Origin of the sequence: Glutamicibacter sp. MNS18 (genome assembly GCF_026107515.2) — a bacterium.
Taxonomy (GTDB): Bacteria; Actinomycetota; Actinomycetes; order Actinomycetales; family Micrococcaceae; genus Glutamicibacter.
On the sequence record NZ_JAPCHW010000005.1, the window covers coordinates 391,428 to 407,935 of the forward strand.

The following is a 16,508-nucleotide window of genomic DNA, read 5'->3' on the forward strand; positions in this document are numbered from 1 at the left end:
CTTCGATGCATTTGCCTGGCACATGCGCTGACCGGCAAAGTGGAAGTCATGGATGCACTCTTCGACGACAGCGTCATGTCCAGAACGCCGGCCAAGCTGCGCCCTGGGGCCTACCATCTGCCCGGATGGCTGTCCCTGGAGACGCAACACTGGATCACCGAACGCTTCCGGGAATGGGGCCGGGGACCGGTGCCGCCGCATTCGACCATGGTTGCCGGTCACCCAATGCGGGTGAAAACCGTGTGTCTGGGCTGGCACTGGTCGCCCAACCGGTACTCGCGCACGGCCGACGACGTCAACGGTGCCGTGGTTCCACGCGTCCCGTCCTGGCTGGTGGACCTGGGGAAGCGGGCCGTGCGCGAAACCACCGGGGACCCCGACAAGGCCGCAGCCTATCTGCCGGATGCCGCTCTGGTGAACTACTACGATATCCACGCAAGCATGGGCATGCACCAGGACCGTGAGGAGGCGATCAATGCCCCTGTGGTGTCCCTGTCCATCGGGGACGGGGCCACGTTCCGGCTGGGCAACAGCGAAAACCGCAACAAGCCCTACCAGGATGTGTACCTGGCCTCCGGGGACCTGATCGTCTTCGAGGGACCGGCCCGTTTCGCGTACCACGGGGTCACGCGTATTCATCCGCACTCCGCACCGCCGGGATGCGGTCTGGGTAGCGGGCGGATCAACATCACCCTGCGCCAGACCGGGCTGCGCTAGGCGTCGTCGGCCAACTCCAGTTCGGCGACCAAGGCGAAATGATCCGAATTCCCGGCATCAATCCGCTGCAGCGAGGCATGTTGCACACCCCGGGTCATCACGTGGTCGATTCCCAACATCGCGAAGGGGGTGCGTGGCCAGGTCAAGGCCAATCCCCAGCCGTTGTACCGCATCTGTTCCAGCTCACGGGCCACCGGAGCGAAATGTCGGTCCGTGGCGGTGGCATTAAAATCCCCGGCCGCGATGATGCGTTCGGCGGGATCCCGGGCAATGTACCGGGCGAGATTGGATAGCATCATGTCCCGGTCGGCGTGCCCCGTGGGGCGGGCCGAGGCGGCATGAACGGTATAGAAACGGACCGGTCCGGATGCGGTTTGCACATCCAGCCGCAGGGCACGGGACCAGTCGAGCCCCAGATCCAGGGACTCGGCATTGGCCAGCGGATAGCTGCTCCACACACCCACCGTGCCCACCGAGTAGAAATACGGATGTGTCTGGGCCAGGGCGGCAGTGACCTCCACATCCCGGCCCTGCTCGATTTCCTGCAAGGCAATCACCGAGGCCCCGGTATCGGCCAGGGCCAGCGCCGAATCGATGTCACTTCGGCCATGGACGTTTTGGGTGGCGATACTCAGTCCGTCAACGGTTACACGTTGCGCCGTGGGAAGCACCTGGCCTCCGAAGCTCAACGACCATGCCAAGGCCGGAAGCAGCAACATCAGAAAGGTGCCGCGGCCACCGGCAGCCAGGGCAAACAAGAACAGCGCAACGATGCCCAGCCCCAGCCATGGCGCAAGATTGTCCACGACCAAGCCCAATCCGGCAACATCCGGGACCTGTTGGTGGAAGACCATCAGCGCGGCCAAGGCAAGGCTCGCAAGGATGACCAGCAGGCGCGCGAGGATTCTGGAAGCCGTCAACCGGCGATGCGAAGCTTTGGACATTTCAAGTCAACATTGCCACAAAAGACGGTGCAAAACGTAGATTTCGGCTGCGAACAGGGTGGGTTTCACCGCTGTCCGGGACCGAAGGCGCCAGGGGTAGCCGCCGGGATGGCCTCATCTTCAATCTCATGCCAGTCGATGTCGTCCTCGGGATGATTCCAGCAGGCATCCTCCCGCCGGATCCTGGTGGTCTGCACCCGGTTGATCCAGCTGATCAGTGGTCGGGAGAAGTGCCGCTGGTCGGTAACGCTCAGCGGATAGCGGATCAGGACCCGGCCGTCGTACCAGGCGATCTCCTGGGCATGGACCTGCAACTGCCCCAGTTGCACACACAGGTAAGGGAACTGCCCGATTTCGTGCCGGTGCAGGAATGGCAACGGTCCCGGTGCCCGATCCCCGGCCGCGGCACCCTCGGGTAGTTCATGCCAGGGGTCGGTGTCCATCCAGCGAATGAGCCGGTTGTGCAGCTGGAAGGCAGGGTCGTGCCGGTGCGGTTCTCGTACTGCTACATCACCAGCTCTCGGCCCGCCAACCGGATCAGGCCGCTGAGCGCACCGTCGGCGAACGCCACGCGTTGCCGCGCCGCCCCGTTCCCATGAGCCTGGATCTCATGCAGACGCTGCCGGACAGGTTCCAGGTCGCCGTTGCGTCGCAAAGCTGGTTCCAGATGGTCCATGAGGAAGGTGAGCAGGTTTCGCGCGCTGGTGGAGCGCTGTGTCCATGGGTTGAGCCAGGGGCCGTCCAGTCCTGCCTTGGCTCCCTGCCAGAACGCCAGGTCGAGGTACTCCGGGGCGAACTGCTGGTGCCGTATCGGCTGGTGCACGGTGGCGTCCACCAAGGCCCGCACCAGCAGTGCCAGGAGCACGGAGTCCTCGGCACGAAGTTGTGCATCGGCCATCCGGACTTCGATGGTTGGCTGGTTTTTCGACAGCCGGGCGGCCCATGAGACATGTCCGGGATCCAGCACCGCGTCGCTGTCCAGTATGCTCGCCAACCGTTGATCGTAGTCGGCAGCGTCGCGAAACAGCGGCGGGATCCCCTGGACGGACCACCGACGGTATTGAATCGTGCGCCAGGACGCGAATCCGGTCTCCGCGGCCCGCCAAAAGGGGGAATTCGCGGCAAGTCCCACCAGCACGGGCAGCCAGGGTCGCAAGGCGTTCATGGCCAGTACGCCCTCATCCCGTGATTCGATACCCACATGGATGTGCAGCAGGCCGCACAGGTAGTGTTCCGAGGCAACGGCGGGCATATACCGGGCGATCTGCTGGTACCGGACGGACTGGGTGATCTCCGCCGACTCGGCCGGGATGACCGGCAATGCGCCCATGCTGACGGCCAGCAACGACTCCGCGGCTGCCGCACCGGAGAGCTGCGAACGGAATCCGCGCAATCGGTCCAGCGCCTGGGAGCGGTGCTCGCACACATTCGTGGCGAACTCTATCTGGCAGGCCAGCCATTCGTCTTGGATATCTCCCTGGGTGGGCAGGGCATGCAGAGTCTGAAACCCGCTGTCGGCAGGTACCGCAGGCATCCCCGTTTCCTGATCGAGCAGGACAAATTCTTCTTCAATCACAAAAGTTCTCATCCAGGAGTCCATCCCGCTTCCGTTGCCTGTTGCGTGTGTGCATCCCTCCCGGCGATGCCGTCCGACGAGGGTGCAATGACACTAAGCGGGTGTGCCAGGGGACGGAAGTACCTTGGGTGAATTCCCATGTTAAGTGCACCCGCGCATACCCGATGCCCATGGATGCCGACCCGGACGCACCTGAGTGCCACGTGTGAGGAAGGACACTAGGCAGTTCGGGAATTACCCCGTAGCGTAAACTTCGGGGTTTTCCCCACCGGCCCCGCGTTTGCCGGTGCTGCGACGCTGAGTGGCAGCACCGGGGAATCCGCGAACCACAGGATGGGAGCAGAAAGCTGATCCCGTGCATGCCAACCAGTCCGCCAAGTCCTGTTCCTTTGGCGTATCGTGATGCAGCCGAACCGACTTCTCCACATCCGATCGGCGTTGTGCGTTGCCGTCTATTCCCTGCGCTCCGGCTCCTACGCACCGGTGCAGCCACGGGGCACCAGCCACGGGAACCCCGTCTGCAATCCATCCTGGTTGCCCACGTGGACGCGGCACTACGGCAGCAGCTGCCCCCGTGGGGAATCCCGCAGCACGCCTAGGCGTGGCAGGCCGGCCGCAAGCAGATGCCATTGGTTGGCTGGACGGGAAGATGGCCGCGCACCGGTACAGGGCCGTTCCTCCGCTCAGGGTTGGTTCTTGCCGCCGTTGACGTGGATCGTGCTGCCCACGATGTAGGAGGCCTCATCCGACGCCAGGAACACGTAGGCCGGTGCCACCTCAACCGGTTGGCCTGCCCGCCCCAGCCACGTGTCGTGGCCAAAGCTCGGAAGGGCCTCGATCGGTTGCCCATCGGAGGGTTGCAACGGGGTCCAGATGGGTCCCGGCGCCACGGCGTTGACGCGCACCCCCTGTTCAGCCGCCTGGGCGGCCAGCCCCTTGGTGAAATTGCTGATCGCACCCTTGGTTGCGGCATAGTCCAGCAGGTGGGACGACGGATCGAAGGCCTGGATCGATGTCGTGTTGATGATCGAACCCCCGTGCGGGATGTACTCCAGCGCGTCACGGCTGAGCGCGAACATGGCAAGGATGTTCACATCGAAGGTGGCTTCGACCTGGGCATCGCTGAGCTGTTTAATGGATTCCACACTGATTTGCTTGCCGGCATTGTTCACCAGGATATCCAGCCCGCCCAACGCCTGGGCGGCATGCTGCACCAAGGAGTCACGGTAGCTCCGATCCCGGAGGTCACCGGGAAAATGGTGGACCTGGACCCCCGCCTCATCCAGCACCTGGGCAATCGTATAGGCGTCGCTTTGCTCGGAAGGAAGGTAGGCCAGGGCCACGTCGGCCCCCTCACGCGCAAAGGCGATCGCCACCGCCGCCCCGATGCCGGAGTCCCCGCCTGTGACCAGGGCACGTTTGCCGATCAGGCGCCCACGGCCGGTATAGCTGTGCTCGCCATGGTCGGCCAGGGGGATGAGCTCACTGTCCAGCCCGGGTTCGGGCTGTCGCTGCTCGGGCGGGCTGATGCGTTCGCGACCTGCGCGATGGCTGCGGTGCAATCCCGGCTCTCCGTTGCCACCTCCACCAGTGCCGACCGGTTCGTTGTGCTCTCCGTGGGTGGAGGCATGGGCCCTGCTCTCATCATTGGGAGTACCCACCGGTTCGGTGTGATCCGGATGGTTCTTCTGCTGATCGCCAGACATGAATTCCTCCTGCGGTAGATGATTCGGCCCGGAACGGAACTCGTCCGCTACCGTACCTCTGAATCCTCAACCAGTCTTGCAGTCCTACCGGGAAGGTGAAGCCCCGCACGCCCATTCACGGGAAAGGTTCAGACTTCGTCCGGAGGGAACAAAGGAACGGTACTGTCACCGGAGTCCGACCACCGCCCCTGGGTGTTAGCTGGGATTTACCGCAAAGCCCGTAACCGGCCCTACCCCCTGCCCGATGTGCGCGTTATCGTGAGGGCCAAGCCGGGCAGGTCGCCCAACACACGAACATCCGCCGCCGCCCGCCCAGGATAACCAGCCGTGCCTGGCCGTATCGCCAGGCAATCTACGGAGGGAACATGGCAAAGAAGAACTCCAGCCGGATCAAGGACGAAGAACTCTACGAGGAGCTGCGCGAGGAGGGCAATTCGAAACAGAAATCCGCGCGTATCGCCAATGCCGCCGCCCGTGACGGACGCTCGAGGGTCGGGCAACGGGGCGGCGAAGCGGGCAGCTATGAGGACTGGACCGTGGACGAGCTGAAAAAACGCGCGGCCGAGATCGGCATCGAGGGCCGCTCCAAGATGCGCAAGAAGGAACTGGTCAACGCCCTGCGCAATTCGTAGGGACCAGAGGAAAGAGGCAGGGATGACGAAGGGACGCAGACCACCGGAAGATCCGGGCAACCAGGACACGGCCAGGGTTCGGGACACCGAACAGGAGGCGTCCCGGCGGATCGAGGAACGACGCGAGGCGATCCGCAAGAACCGGGAAGCCTCCGCTCGCCCGGAAGCGGTTGACGACCCGGAGGAGGACGAGCAGCGCTTTGACGCCGGCTGACCTGGCCTGCTGAACGGGACACCAAACCGGCAGGGCCGGTTCTCTAGGAGCAAAGAGGGTAGCCATGACCGAAAGCCATGGTGCATCGCCAGCACGCCGAAAACGACCAGGGGTCGGATTAATGATTGCCGGGGCGATCTTCGCGCCGGATTCGCGGCGTTCCTGATCTTCGCGCCGGGTTCCGGCACTACCAGCCCGAGTCCGTTGTGGATTGCGGTCGCGTGGGGGTTGCTGATGCTGCTTTACGGGGCCTATCGCGCCAGCCGGGGACGTAGCCGGCTTGATCACCCGCGTGGGGGAACCAACGCGGAAGGGTAGTGGTCCGTCGGCGGAGCTCGGTCGGGGCAGTGGTCCGGGCTGCTTCTGCCCCCGGAGTCAGGAGCCGTCCTGATGCCGCGACTCCGCTGACCAGTCCTTCAGGTTCCGTCGTTCGTATTCGCGCTGGCTGAACGTCGCCTGGCGTACCGATTGCTCATCATCGAAACTGGAGCCGATGGCACTGCCCAGGGTCCCGAGCGAGGCCGCCAGCCAGATCAGGTTCAGGTACTCGTCGGGCCCGGCCTGATGGCCGAGCTGGTCGGAGAGGAATTCCACGTCGATGACCACCACCGCTCCGATGAACAGGATCACGAAGAGCAGCAGGTACATGACGGCGGCCGCCAGCGCCACGGTGATCAAGGTCGCCAGGTTGTAGAGCACAAGTCTTTCGCGGCGCCGGGTCCCGCGCGGTCGTTCCCAGAGGTTGTTGTGCCACACCAGCCACATGGTCAGGATCGCAATGGAGGTGAGGCTGATCAACGCCAAACGGGCATTGGAGAGATAGTCGGCCATCTGCCAGATACTGGTGTAGAACACGCCGAACGCCCCGGTCGCAGCGGCGCCGGCAATGGCCGAGGACAGCCGGGGGATCAGCCGCCACGGACGGTTGACCCGGACCAGCCCGATCATCAGCAGCAGCCTGCCGGTCAGTCCCTCCACCGTGGAGAACCGGTCATCCGGCTCCTGCTCGTGCACCACGCTGCCGGTCAACGACAGCAACCTGCGGGGCAAACGCACCGACGGTTCGAGGGTTTGCTCGCCGGCGAACAGCTCGTTCACCGCCTGCAGCACCCACCGCACGACGGTCCGGGTCCGGGCCAGCCCGAGCATCGGCACCACGATGGTCGCCACCCGGTACTTGGCGCTGACGATCATGCGCACCGGACGGCCCTCGACGTATTGCGGGATGTCGGTCAGGTAGACCACGAAGTCGCACGCGCCTTGCTCGTGCAGCTGCGCCGCGTGCTTGTTGATCAGCACCCGGCCCGAGGAGGACAACGGCAGGGGTTTCCGGTCCAGGGTGATCTCCCATCGGTCGCCGGAGACCACCTGCCCATTAAGCGCCCGCTCCAAACGTCCCCGGGCGTGTTGGGCCAGTTTCTGGGCGATGCCCGGATCGGCGAGCATTCCCAATACGTACGTCTTGGGTTGCTCCCCGCTCAAGGTGTGTCCCCGGGAAGGCTCGTGGCGTGTTCCGGGCACCTGCAGGTAGCCGTGGTGTCCCTCTGGAGGAGCACCACGGCCAGCCGGTGTGCTTGGCTTCTAGTGTCCAGGTTCCGAAACCCCCTCAACCAGGTCACCGGTACTCTCCTGATCGTAGTACCGCGCCACATCGGCCTGGGCCAGCATGCCCACCAGGGTGTGCCCGTCGATGACCGGCAGCCGGCGTACCTGGTGTTCTCGCATGGTGCGGATGGCCTCCTCTACCGAGTCGTCGGCGCCAATGGTGACCGGCTTGCCCTTGGCGTAGTCGGCAACCTTGGTACGCGAGGTTTCCACCCCCTCGGCGACGCACTTGACCACGATATCCCGGTCCGTGATGGTGCCGGCCAGTCGGTCATCGTTTCCGCAAATCGGCAACATGCCGACATCGAGCTGCTTCATCCGTTGTGCGGCGACCTGAATCGAGTCCTGCTCGTGCACGCACTCGGCCGGTGAAGTCATCAGTTCACGTGCAGTGATTGTTGCCATGATCGTCCTTCCTCTTCCTTGGGTTCGGGGCCGGAAGCCGGACGGCTCCCGGTGCCAGGGCCTTGCAAGGCCTTGGCACCCCGGGGACCCCTGAATGCCCCGCCAGGAGCAGCATGCGCTCCGGGGCATACCTCGACACTGGCCGACCGTGAGCGCGCATGCAACGGTTGCCAGCAAGCTTTGAGCCTGCGGCCGGTTCATGCCACGCGGCCGGCCGGATTCCTGAAAGGAACCGATTAAGCGTTTATCCGCCGCCGCGCGCGTGGTAGTTGATAGATGTGGCGGATACTGCGATTCGGCAGGGCCGCCGACCCCGGACCGAGGAGGAACGACATGGGTTTCATGGACAAGGCCAAAGAGGTCATGGACAAGATCGCCGGCAAGGTCAAGGACCCGGATGGATCCCTGGTCGAAAGGACCTGGCCGGCCGCCGAACCACCGGTGGCGGAGGACGACGACGGGACAAACCACATCCAGGGGGCGGACCCGGAACTGGATGTCTCCCCGGAGGACCAGTACGACGAGGAACGATAGCGGACCAGTAGGCGGCAGCCGCAGGAAAGGCCGGTATGAAGGCACTGACATGGCAAGGCAAGGGACAAATCGAGTACACCGATGTTCCCGACCCGGTGCTGCAGGCACCCACCGACGCCATCATCAAGGTGACGTCGACCGCGATCTGCGGATCGGACCTGCATCTCTACGAGCTGTTGGGCCCCTTCATGGACGCCGGGGACGTGGTGGGCCATGAACCGATGGGGATCGTCCAGGAGGTGGGCAGCGAGGTGGGCAACCTGAAGGTCGGGGACCGGGTGGTGGTGCCCTTTACCATTTCCTGCGGGCACTGCTGGATGTGCCGGAACGGACTGCAATCCCAATGCGAGACCACCCAGGTTCGTGACCAGGGCAAGGGGGCTGCCCTCTTCGGCTATTCCCGGATGTACGGGCAAGTGCCCGGAGGACAGGCCGAATACCTGCGGGTGCCGCACGCGGACTACGGCCCGATCAAGGTCGGGGAGCAGCTGCCCGATCACCGCTACCTGTTCCTGTCCGATATCCTGCCGACCGCTTGGCAGGGAGTGAAATACGCCGGGGTTCCCGAAGGCGGCACCCTGGCTGTCTTCGGATTGGGGCCGGTTGGCCAACTGGCGGCACGGATCGGAAACCACCTGGGATACCGGGTCATTGGTATCGACCCGGTGGGTGAGAGACGGGCCATGGCCGCCCGGCATGGTGTGCAAACCCTGCCATTCGATGCCTCGATCGCCGGTGAACTGAAGGAGCTGACCGGCAGAGGGCCCGATGGCATCGTGGATGCGGTGGGGATGGAAGCCCACGGATCCCCGGGAGCGCAGTTCCTCCAACAGGCCACGTCAATGCTGCCCGAGGCCCTGGCCGTCAAGGCCCTGGAGAAGGCGGCGGTGGACCGCACCGCGGTGTTGCATGCGGCCATATCCTCGGTGCGTCGAGGCGGAACCATTTCCCTGAGCGGGGTGTACGGCGGAGCCCAGACACCCATGCCGATGCTGGAAATGTTCGACAAGCAGATCACGATTACCCAGGGCCAGTGCAATGTCCGACACTGGACCGAGGAATTGCTGCCGCTTGCGGAGGACCCGGAGGATCCGCTGGGCCTGGACGACCTGGTCACGCACACCGAGCCGTTGGCCCAGGGGCCCCGGATGTACGAGATGTTCCAGAAAAAGAAGGACGGTTGCATCAAGGTGGTGCTCAATCCCTAGCGCATCGGTGACGCGGGCCGACCGCAGGTGCAGGCAACCGCAGTCTGTGATGTTGCTGGGTGCCCTTGGGTGCAGGACAACGCGATGACAGGGTGGGAAACAACCAACCCGACGTGTTCGTCGGACCAGGCAGGAAAGGAACCGGAACATGGACACCTGCGCAACCTGCGGTCGGGCCGCCGAGGACCTCTTCAGCGTCAGCCGTGACGGGATGAGCAAGAACTTCGACAGTTTCGAATGCGCCGCGCATCTGATGGCGCCGCGGTGCGCCCACTGCCAGTGCACGATCCTGGGCCATCCCACGCGGCACGAGGGCGCGGCCTTTTGCTGCGCACATTGCGCCGGAACCGGCAACTGATACCCCGCAAGGAGGAGCACACGATGAAAAAGATCCTGATTCGACTGATGAGCATGGCCGTATCGATGGGTGCCGGCTTGGTGGGCACAAAAATCATCAGTGCCGTGTGGAGCAAGAGCACCGGCGAAGACGCCCCCAGCGCGGCCCATCCCCAAGCCCAGCAGGACACGACACTGGCCAGGCTGCTGATCTTTGCCGCGATTTCCGGCGCCAGCGCCGCCTGCATCCAGGCGGCGACCAAACGCTGGGCCGGCCAGCTCGAAGCGAAAGTCGACTGACCCGCCCGCGGGTCCAAGGGGTAACGATGCCGCCAGCCAGCCACGATTTCAGGTATCCCGCCGTGGTGCTCGTGGATCTGCAAAACGCGTTTTTCCGGAAGCCACCGCTTGCCGGGATGAAGCCCGGCATTGTCGGCAATTGCAACCGGCTGCTCCAGGCGGCCCGCGCCAGGCATGCACCGATCTTCAATGTGCGCACCGAGCACAAGGCCGACCGGTCCACATGGACCCTGAAGATGCTCGAGGACGGGCAGGGCTACCTGTTCGAGGGAACCCGGGAAGCGGCCAACCTCCCCGAGCTCCATTTGGAGGGCGGCATCGAGATCATCAAGCGGCGGGACAGCGCCTTCTGGAACACCGAATTGGCCACCCAGCTGCTGCAACACCGGGTGACCTCCCTGGTGATCGCCGGGGTGTCCTCGCAGACCTGTGTGGCGGCCACCGCATCCGACGCCTTTTCGGCCAATCTCTGCGTCGCGGTGGCCAAGGACGCCATTGCCTCCGACGATCCCGATTTCGAAGACCGCACCCTGAAGTTCCTGCACGAGCAGCACCGGCAACTCGTGGCCGACACCGCCTACCTGGTGGACCTGATCGCCACAGCCAACCACCCGCCATCCCAACGGAAGGACACGCCATGACCCTGGACAATTCGGAATTCGATGAGATCCGCCAAGACGAAGACACCGACGAACCCATGGACGGACGCGACAGCCAGCCGGTGACCGAAGGATCATCCGACGCCCCGCAAACGCTGGATAGCGGGGATCCGCTGCGTGGTGCCGAGTCGATCCTGGAACACCACGACGAGCTGTCGCCGGTGACCGGTGCCTACGAGGCGGACGACCCGCAGCGCCCGGTGGATCCCCCGCCCCTGGACGAGGAAGAGGACCCGGGCCTCGATGCGTTGCGTCCTGCGGCGCAAGCCGACCAGCGGCAGGACCCCGATACGTTCTGAACGGATCCACCAACAAGCTCGTGCGAGGAGAAGCGATGAATGAACGATTGGTAGCCGACACCCTGGTGGACCGTCTCCAGCAGTGGGGAGTAACCAGGGTCTTCGGCTACAGCGGAGACGGGATCAACACCCTTCTCGGCGCCCTGCGGCGTAGCCGGCTGCCCTTCATCCAGGCCCGCCATGAAGAGGCGGCCGGTTTCATGGCGGTGGCTCATAGCAAGTTCGCCCTCGGGCAACTCGGTCAGGCGCAGGACGACTCCGACGGAGCCGATATCGGTGTCGTGACCGCGACCCAGGGGCCGGGGGCCGTGCACCTGCTCAACGCCCTCTATGACGCCAAACTCGATAGAATGCCGGTGCTGGCCATCGTGGGGCAACAGGATCTTCCGGCGCTGGGTAGCGATTACCAGCAGGAAATCGACCTGGAAGCCATGTTCCAGGATGTGGCGGCCTACCGTGAGCAGGTCTCCACCGTCGAACAAATGATCCCGGTCATTGACCGCGCGCTACGCACCGCCCTGACACAGTCGGCTCCCGCGGTGGTGATCGTACCCCACGACGTCCAGTAACAGCCGGAAAACAACCCGCAGGGAGCACACGCACAGATTCCCACCGCGGCCAGCTGGCGGAAGCCACAGGTTGTGCCGGAAAGGAGCGAGCTGGCCCAGGCTGCGGCACTGTTGGACGAATCCGAGAAAATCACCCTTCTGGTCGGGCAGGGGGCCCGGCACGCCAGACAACAGGTGGCCGACCTGGCTGAAAGGCTCGATGCGGCCATCGTCACCAGCCTGCTGGGCAAACCGTATGTCGATGAATCCCTGCCGGACGTGGCCGGGGTTATGGGACATCTTGGCACTTCGGCCAGCGCCCGGGTGCTACAGGACTGCGACGCCCTGCTCATCATCGGCTCCAACGACCCGTGGACCGAGTTCTACCCGCCGCCGGGCACGGCACGTGCCGTGCAAATCGACATCTCGGGCGAACGGGTCGGCAACCGGTATCCGATCGAGGTCGCCCTGGTCGGCGATAGCGCACGGACGATCGATGCGCTGGCCACGACGCTGGCCCGACCTGCCGGGGAACGGAGGAACTGGCGGCGGAGTGTGGAAAGACACGTGAGGAACTGGCATGCGCTCTGCCGGCAGCGGGCCTCGGTCGAGGCCCGGCCGGTGAACCCGGAACAGGTGGTCCGCGAACTTTCGGGACTGCTGCCCCACGACGCCCGGCTGGCCCTGGATGTCGGCAGCTGCGTCTATTGGTATGCCCGGCAGCTGCGGCTTCCCCCGGGGATGCAGGCGCACCTGTGCAGCACCCTGGCCAGCATGGGCGCCGGGGTGCCCTACGGCCTGGCTGCCAAACTGCTGGACCACCGGCGTCCGGTGGTTGTCCTGGCCGGGGATGGCGGGATGCAGATGAGCGGGAATGCCGAATTGCTGACGGTGGCTGACCGGTGGCGGGACTGGGCCGACCCGCGGTTTGTCATCTGCGTCCTGAACAACGGCGACCTGGCGGAGGTGAGCTGGGAACAGCGTGAAACCGAAGGGGATCCGAGGTACAAGCAGAGCCAGCAGTTGCCCAGGTTCCCCTTCGCCGACTACGCCAAACTCCTGGGGCTGGAAGGAATCGAGGTCACCCGGGCCGAGCAGTTGAACGCCGCATGGACGCGGGCATTGGAAACCGAGCGTCCGGTCGTGCTTGAAGTGCGTACCGACCCCTCGATCCCGCTGCTTCCGCCCTTTCCACACGGTGCGCAAAAGGTACCGAAAATGCGCCGTGCGCTGGACCAGGAGGGTGAGGCCGGACGCCACGCCCTGGCCTTGCTCGACGAATACGTGCGCCTGGAGACGACCTTGTTTGTGGACTAGGCCCATGAAACCCATCGGGTATACGGGTGCCGGAGCACATATCCGGCACCCGCCTTCCCGTTGCCGCCGGGGGCCGACGCACCGGGGCTCGGACTGCGGCCGTTAGCACTGTGTCTCACGGGTGAAAAACGAAACCCGGCCATTGGCTTCCAGGATGGCCAACCGGATCTCGTCGTAGTTTTCGATCCCCGCCTGCCGGGCCAGCATGCTCAACTCATCCAGCCCTATCCGCTCGTTGTGCAGCGCTCGCCGATCGACCGTTCCATCCCGTACCAGGACGATGGGCCGGCCTTGCATCAGCTTTCCGATCTTCGGCCAACGCATATTCGCGTAGGCGAGCAGAACCGCAAGGAGCAGCATGGTGAATACCGCGAGCAGGTTGCCGGTGAGACTCCGGTCCTCCAAGGTAATGCCCTGTTGGACCAGATCACCGATGACAACAAAGAGGATCAATTCAAAGGAGCTGAGCTCTCCCAGTGTTGAGCGGCCCGCCGCGCGGGTGACGAGCCAAAGGACGATAAAGGCAATGGCAGCACGAATGACGATTTCCACTACGGGATCCTCCAGGTCTTCAAGTCGATGCGATGTGTTCCGCTGTCCTGCCATCGTGTCGTCACAGTACCAACGGTCGATGGCTCCCATCGGTCCGAAGCCCGCCCGGTCAGTACCACCCGAGTGCTCTCCGAATCCGGTGGTATCTGGAAAACAAGTTCCAGGCTGCCCAGGCCGTCCATGGTCTGGGAATCCGGTTCGGGATAGATGGACAGGTCCTCGAATAGCATCACGTAGTCGGACGAGATCTCAATGGTGGCGGTCTCCGGCAAGGCCGTGGTCGACACGAGCTCAAGTTCGAGCTCGATTTCGTTTCCCGCGCGAGCCACGCTGGGATAGCCGATTCCAACGGAGCCACGCTCATTGGAACTGTCTGCAGTCCCCGTGCGGTCATAGACTTGCGCCACCGCCGCGATCACGACCAACCCGACGAGAAGGAGGAACGCCAGGCTGAAGTAGCGACGCCTTTTGTTCTCCCCTTCCTCGATGACATCGGCCATCGTGGAGTTTGCGACCTCCGCATCAAAAATGTTGTGCATGGCTCCATGTCCTTCCCTTGGCCCGGCCCACGGCGCGACCGCGGTTGGGGCCGTGCGGCCTGCGCGGGTACTCCCTGAGACCGAGGGTAGTACCCGCTCAAGGGAGTTGGATCCATTGGCGGAATCTCCCAGCCGGTTCCAAGACCCCAGCGGCCAGCCAGGCCGGGAGCACCACGAGTCGGGGCTGGAAGAACACTGGCAGGCATTGAGCCTGACGCTCAGGGTTCTAGACTCACTGGTAGGACAATGTCGGCCGTCACCAGACCCGTCAGCAAAGCGACACAAGAATCAGGGAAAGGGGATGAGTTGAGTGGAGTGAGCTGTCGACAGACCGGTTCTCGAGAAGTACCTCGGGGAACACCTTGTGGCTTCACAAACCTGCCTGGAGCGATTGGAATTGTTCAAGGAATTGTGGAAGTCCACCCAGCAGGAACCGGCCCTTGACGCCATCTATGAACAGGTCCGGGACGATCGGCATGAGCTTCGGGCGATCATCGGCCGTCTGGGCATGTCCGAACGACGCAGATCACCATGGCATGAACTCGTCCTGCGCCTGTCCCGCTGGCACATGGTCCACCGCACACCGAGCCCACGATGCCCGAAGGGAACGCAGATGGAGCTGGACACCATCGGTGGACAGCTCCATGCCAAGCTCGCCATGTGGAACACGCTGTTGTCCTTGGTGACCAGTGACCCGCGTCTGGATCCGGTGCAACTGATGCGCCTGTCCGGTCGCACGCAGAAGCAAATCGATGCCCTGGCTAAATTCGCCGAACAGACGAGACCGGAACAATTCACCACCAACCTCTGAGACGATCGAATTGCGTCCGAAAGCCTGCCGTGTGGTTGCCCGACACAACCAGCTGGATGACCTCGTTTTCGCTCCGGGAACGGAGCCGTGGAATAACCGACGGCGCCCCGATGGTTATCTTCATCGGCCGGCTCATGGGCGTGGAAAGCAGGTACACCCCGAAACCGGGGCTTCCACAGCCTTGCGGGATTTGGCCAATCGGAGGTGTGCAGGACAGCTCGCCAGGTTGATGCGGGTTCGCAATGGGACCCTGCCCGGCACCATCCACTACGATCGAATCCGGGCGTCGATGAAGCCGCACCGTAAGAAGTCGCGGCTAACGAAAATGAGGGATCTATGAAACACCCACAGCCCGGAAGAATCCTGGAAGGACGCGCCCTGCTGGGAGCGGTGTTGGCGCTGGCCATGGGCGGCTTCGGTATTGGTGTCACGGAGTTCGCCATCATGGGCCTGTTGCAGGAAGGTGGCGAGGACCTGGGTGTGTCCAACGCCCAGATGGGGCTGATGATCAGTGCCTACGCCATCGGCGTGGTGGTCGGCGCCCCGATCCTCACCGCGGCGGCAGCCAAGATACCGCGCAAGCGGGCCGTGCAGTACCTGATGGTCTTTTTCGCGATTGCGAACCTGTCCTCGGCGATCGCCCCCGATTACGGTTCCATGCTGGTGACCCGGTTCCTCTCCGGGTTGCCCCACGGGGCGTACTTCGGTTTGGCCGGGGTCCTGGCCGGATCGCTGGTTCCGGCCTCCATGCGTGGCCGGGCCATCGCCTGGGTCATGTTGGGCCTGTCGGTGGCCAATGTGGCGGGCGTGCCATTGGTCACCCGGTTGGGCCAGGAAACGGGCTGGCGTTCCATGTTTATTGTGGTCGCGGTCGTCGGTCTGCTGACATTGGTGGCCATCACGCTCTTTGTCCCGTGGCGCGGGGCCGAACCGGGAGCCAGCGTCCGACGGGAACTGACCGCACTGAAGAGCCTGCAGGTGTGGCTGGCCATGGCCACCGGCGTGGTCGGCTTCGGAGGATTCTTCGCCGTGTACTCCTACATCAGCCCGACGTTGACCACCGTGACCGGAATGGACATCAAGCTCGTTCCCATAGCATTGGCGCTCTACGGGGTGGGCATGGTCGTAGGCTCGCTGATCGGCGGACGCCTGGCGGACTGGTCGGTTTTCGGCGCGATCAAGCTGACCTCGCTGATCATGATCGTCGTCATGGTGGTTTTCGGTCTGGTGACCAGCTGGCTGATTCCCGCCTTCATCATGGTGTTCGTCATGGGCGCGACCGGGTCGCTGCTCATCCCGAGCCTGCAGACCCTACTCATGGACTCGGCCCCGCAGGCCCAGTCGTTGGCGGCCTCGTTGAACCACTCGGCGCTCAACGTCGCCAACGCACTGGGCGCGGCATTGGGTGCAGCGGTCATCACCGCCGGCTTCGGCTACCGGGCCCCGGCGTTCGTCGGTGCGGTACTGGCCGCCCTGGGATTGGTCCTGGCGGTGGTCACCGAATACCGTTCGCGCAAACTGGGGTTGAAGATCGGGCGGGACGCACTGGTTCCGCTGGCGAAGAAACCAACAAGCTGAGGAATGCGCCCGCAACCACCAGGTTGCG

21 protein-coding genes are annotated in these 16,508 nt (G+C 64.1%); 13 read left to right on the forward strand and 8 right to left on the reverse strand.

The window, feature by feature from the left end; genetic code table 11:
- Positions 1–48: 48 nt before the first annotated feature.
- Complete coding sequence (locus OK351_RS09590) at positions 49–717, forward strand: alpha-ketoglutarate-dependent dioxygenase AlkB family protein (protein ID WP_265158328.1); 669 nt, start codon at positions 49–51, stop codon at positions 715–717.
- Here the strand turns inward: OK351_RS09590 and OK351_RS09595 are convergent.
- The 4 genes from OK351_RS09595 to OK351_RS09610 form a co-directional block, all read right to left on the reverse strand.
- Positions 714–1,637 carry an endonuclease/exonuclease/phosphatase family protein gene (locus OK351_RS09595; RefSeq protein WP_265158330.1) on the reverse strand — a complete coding sequence of 308 codons (924 nt, stop codon included), beginning with the start codon at positions 1,635–1,637 and terminating at the stop codon, positions 714–716. The genes OK351_RS09590 and OK351_RS09595 overlap by 4 nt on opposite strands.
- 89 nt (positions 1,638–1,726) lie before the next feature.
- Positions 1,727–2,104 carry a hypothetical protein gene (locus OK351_RS09600; RefSeq protein ID WP_265158332.1) on the reverse strand — a complete coding sequence of 126 codons (378 nt, stop codon included), beginning with the start codon at positions 2,102–2,104 and terminating at the stop codon, positions 1,727–1,729.
- A 62-nt stretch (positions 2,105–2,166) separates the two neighbouring features.
- Complete coding sequence (locus tag OK351_RS09605) at positions 2,167–3,249, reverse strand: carboxylate-amine ligase (protein WP_265158334.1); 1,083 nt, start codon at positions 3,247–3,249, stop codon at positions 2,167–2,169.
- Between the two features lie 671 nt (positions 3,250–3,920).
- Positions 3,921–4,943 (reverse strand): SDR family oxidoreductase, encoded by a 1,023-nt coding sequence (locus tag OK351_RS09610; protein ID WP_265158336.1) that lies wholly within the window; start codon positions 4,941–4,943, stop codon positions 3,921–3,923.
- 365 nt (positions 4,944–5,308) lie between these two features.
- On the opposite strand from OK351_RS09610, the gene OK351_RS09615 reads away from it, so the two are divergent.
- Both OK351_RS09615 and OK351_RS09620 read left to right on the forward strand, forming a co-directional pair.
- Positions 5,309–5,575 (forward strand): DUF7218 family protein, encoded by a 267-nt coding sequence (locus OK351_RS09615; protein ID WP_265158338.1) that lies wholly within the window; start codon positions 5,309–5,311, stop codon positions 5,573–5,575.
- Between the two features lie 22 nt (positions 5,576–5,597).
- Positions 5,598–5,789 carry a hypothetical protein gene (locus tag OK351_RS09620; protein ID WP_265158340.1) on the forward strand — a complete coding sequence of 64 codons (192 nt, stop codon included), beginning with the start codon at positions 5,598–5,600 and terminating at the stop codon, positions 5,787–5,789.
- Positions 5,790–6,164: 375 nt separating this feature from the next.
- Here OK351_RS09620 and OK351_RS09625 read toward each other — a convergent pair whose 3' ends face one another.
- Both OK351_RS09625 and OK351_RS09630 read right to left on the reverse strand, forming a co-directional pair.
- Positions 6,165–7,271 carry a hypothetical protein gene (locus OK351_RS09625; RefSeq protein ID WP_265158341.1) on the reverse strand — a complete coding sequence of 369 codons (1,107 nt, stop codon included), beginning with the start codon at positions 7,269–7,271 and terminating at the stop codon, positions 6,165–6,167.
- 99 nt (positions 7,272–7,370) lie between these two features.
- A complete protein-coding gene (locus OK351_RS09630; RefSeq protein WP_265158342.1) occupies positions 7,371–7,799 on the reverse strand; it encodes a CBS domain-containing protein in 429 nt (142 codons plus the stop codon).
- 333 nt (positions 7,800–8,132) lie between these two features.
- Between OK351_RS09630 and OK351_RS09635 the strand changes: the two genes are divergently transcribed.
- The 8 genes from OK351_RS09635 (at position 8,133) to OK351_RS09670 (ending at position 13,000) form a co-directional block, all read left to right on the forward strand.
- Entirely contained in the window at positions 8,133–8,333 is a 201-nt protein-coding gene (locus tag OK351_RS09635) for a hypothetical protein (RefSeq protein WP_265158343.1), read from the forward strand.
- A 35-nt stretch (positions 8,334–8,368) separates the two neighbouring features.
- Positions 8,369–9,541, forward strand: a complete 1,173-nt coding sequence (locus tag OK351_RS09640; protein WP_265158344.1) for a zinc-dependent alcohol dehydrogenase — start codon at positions 8,369–8,371, stop codon at positions 9,539–9,541.
- A 148-nt stretch (positions 9,542–9,689) separates the two neighbouring features.
- Positions 9,690–9,899, forward strand: coding sequence for a hypothetical protein (locus OK351_RS09645; RefSeq protein WP_265158345.1), 210 nt, complete (start codon positions 9,690–9,692; stop codon positions 9,897–9,899).
- Positions 9,900–9,922: 23 nt separating this feature from the next.
- Positions 9,923–10,177, forward strand: coding sequence for a DUF4235 domain-containing protein (locus OK351_RS09650; protein ID WP_265158346.1), 255 nt, complete (start codon positions 9,923–9,925; stop codon positions 10,175–10,177).
- Between the two features lie 26 nt (positions 10,178–10,203).
- On the forward strand, positions 10,204–10,818 hold the full coding sequence (locus OK351_RS09655; protein ID WP_265158348.1) for a cysteine hydrolase family protein: 615 nt from the start codon (positions 10,204–10,206) through the stop codon (positions 10,816–10,818).
- On the forward strand, positions 10,815–11,135 hold the full coding sequence (locus OK351_RS09660; protein ID WP_265158349.1) for a hypothetical protein: 321 nt from the start codon (positions 10,815–10,817) through the stop codon (positions 11,133–11,135). Before OK351_RS09655 ends, OK351_RS09660 begins: the two co-directional genes overlap by 4 nt.
- 35 nt (positions 11,136–11,170) lie before the next feature.
- Positions 11,171–11,704, forward strand: coding sequence for a thiamine pyrophosphate-binding protein (locus OK351_RS09665; RefSeq protein WP_265158350.1), 534 nt, complete (start codon positions 11,171–11,173; stop codon positions 11,702–11,704).
- Between the two features lie 72 nt (positions 11,705–11,776).
- Positions 11,777–13,000, forward strand: a complete 1,224-nt coding sequence (locus OK351_RS09670; RefSeq protein ID WP_265158351.1) for a thiamine pyrophosphate-dependent enzyme — start codon at positions 11,777–11,779, stop codon at positions 12,998–13,000.
- Positions 13,001–13,102: 102 nt separating this feature from the next.
- On the opposite strand, the gene OK351_RS09675 is transcribed toward OK351_RS09670, so the two are convergent.
- On the reverse strand, positions 13,103–13,552 hold the full coding sequence (locus OK351_RS09675) for a DUF421 domain-containing protein (RefSeq protein ID WP_265158352.1): 450 nt from the start codon (positions 13,550–13,552) through the stop codon (positions 13,103–13,105).
- Complete coding sequence (locus OK351_RS09680) at positions 13,552–14,091, reverse strand: hypothetical protein (RefSeq protein WP_265158353.1); 540 nt, start codon at positions 14,089–14,091, stop codon at positions 13,552–13,554. Before OK351_RS09680 ends, OK351_RS09675 begins: the two co-directional genes overlap by 1 nt.
- A gap of 364 nt (positions 14,092–14,455) precedes the next feature.
- On the opposite strand from OK351_RS09680, the gene OK351_RS09685 reads away from it, so the two are divergent.
- Together OK351_RS09685 and OK351_RS09690 are read left to right on the forward strand one after the other, a co-directional pair.
- Positions 14,456–14,902, forward strand: a complete 447-nt coding sequence (locus tag OK351_RS09685) for a hypothetical protein (protein ID WP_265158354.1) — start codon at positions 14,456–14,458, stop codon at positions 14,900–14,902.
- A 336-nt stretch (positions 14,903–15,238) separates the two neighbouring features.
- On the forward strand, positions 15,239–16,480 hold the full coding sequence (locus tag OK351_RS09690; RefSeq protein ID WP_265158355.1) for an MFS transporter: 1,242 nt from the start codon (positions 15,239–15,241) through the stop codon (positions 16,478–16,480).
- The last annotated feature ends 28 nt before the right edge of the window (positions 16,481–16,508 follow it).

Bases quoted from the DNA above. Each gene is read 5' to 3' on its own strand.
- OK351_RS09660 (WP_265158349.1), top strand. From the start codon at position 10,815: ATGACCCTGGACAATTCGGAATTCGATGAGATCCGCCAAGACGAAGAC.
- OK351_RS09665 (WP_265158350.1), top strand. From the start codon at position 11,171: ATGAATGAACGATTGGTAGCCGACACCCTGGTGGACCGTCTCCAGCAG.
- OK351_RS09645 (WP_265158345.1), top strand. From the start codon at position 9,690: ATGGACACCTGCGCAACCTGCGGTCGGGCCGCCGAGGACCTCTTCAGC.
- OK351_RS09610 (WP_265158336.1), bottom strand. From the start codon at position 4,943: ATGTCTGGCGATCAGCAGAAGAACCATCCGGATCACACCGAACCGGTG.
- OK351_RS09635 (WP_265158343.1), top strand. From the start codon at position 8,133: ATGGGTTTCATGGACAAGGCCAAAGAGGTCATGGACAAGATCGCCGGC.
- OK351_RS09605 (WP_265158334.1), bottom strand. From the start codon at position 3,249: ATGAGAACTTTTGTGATTGAAGAAGAATTTGTCCTGCTCGATCAGGAA.
- OK351_RS09690 (WP_265158355.1), top strand. From the start codon at position 15,239: ATGAAACACCCACAGCCCGGAAGAATCCTGGAAGGACGCGCCCTGCTG.
- OK351_RS09650 (WP_265158346.1), top strand. From the start codon at position 9,923: ATGAAAAAGATCCTGATTCGACTGATGAGCATGGCCGTATCGATGGGT.
- OK351_RS09615 (WP_265158338.1), top strand. From the start codon at position 5,309: ATGGCAAAGAAGAACTCCAGCCGGATCAAGGACGAAGAACTCTACGAG.
- OK351_RS09640 (WP_265158344.1), top strand. From the start codon at position 8,369: ATGAAGGCACTGACATGGCAAGGCAAGGGACAAATCGAGTACACCGAT.
- OK351_RS09655 (WP_265158348.1), top strand. From the start codon at position 10,204: ATGCCGCCAGCCAGCCACGATTTCAGGTATCCCGCCGTGGTGCTCGTG.
- OK351_RS09600 (WP_265158332.1), bottom strand. From the start codon at position 2,104: ATGGACACCGACCCCTGGCATGAACTACCCGAGGGTGCCGCGGCCGGG.
- OK351_RS09590 (WP_265158328.1), top strand. From the start codon at position 49: ATGGATGCACTCTTCGACGACAGCGTCATGTCCAGAACGCCGGCCAAG.
- OK351_RS09630 (WP_265158342.1), bottom strand. From the start codon at position 7,799: ATGGCAACAATCACTGCACGTGAACTGATGACTTCACCGGCCGAGTGC.
- OK351_RS09680 (WP_265158353.1), bottom strand. From the start codon at position 14,091: ATGCACAACATTTTTGATGCGGAGGTCGCAAACTCCACGATGGCCGAT.
- OK351_RS09620 (WP_265158340.1), top strand. From the start codon at position 5,598: ATGACGAAGGGACGCAGACCACCGGAAGATCCGGGCAACCAGGACACG.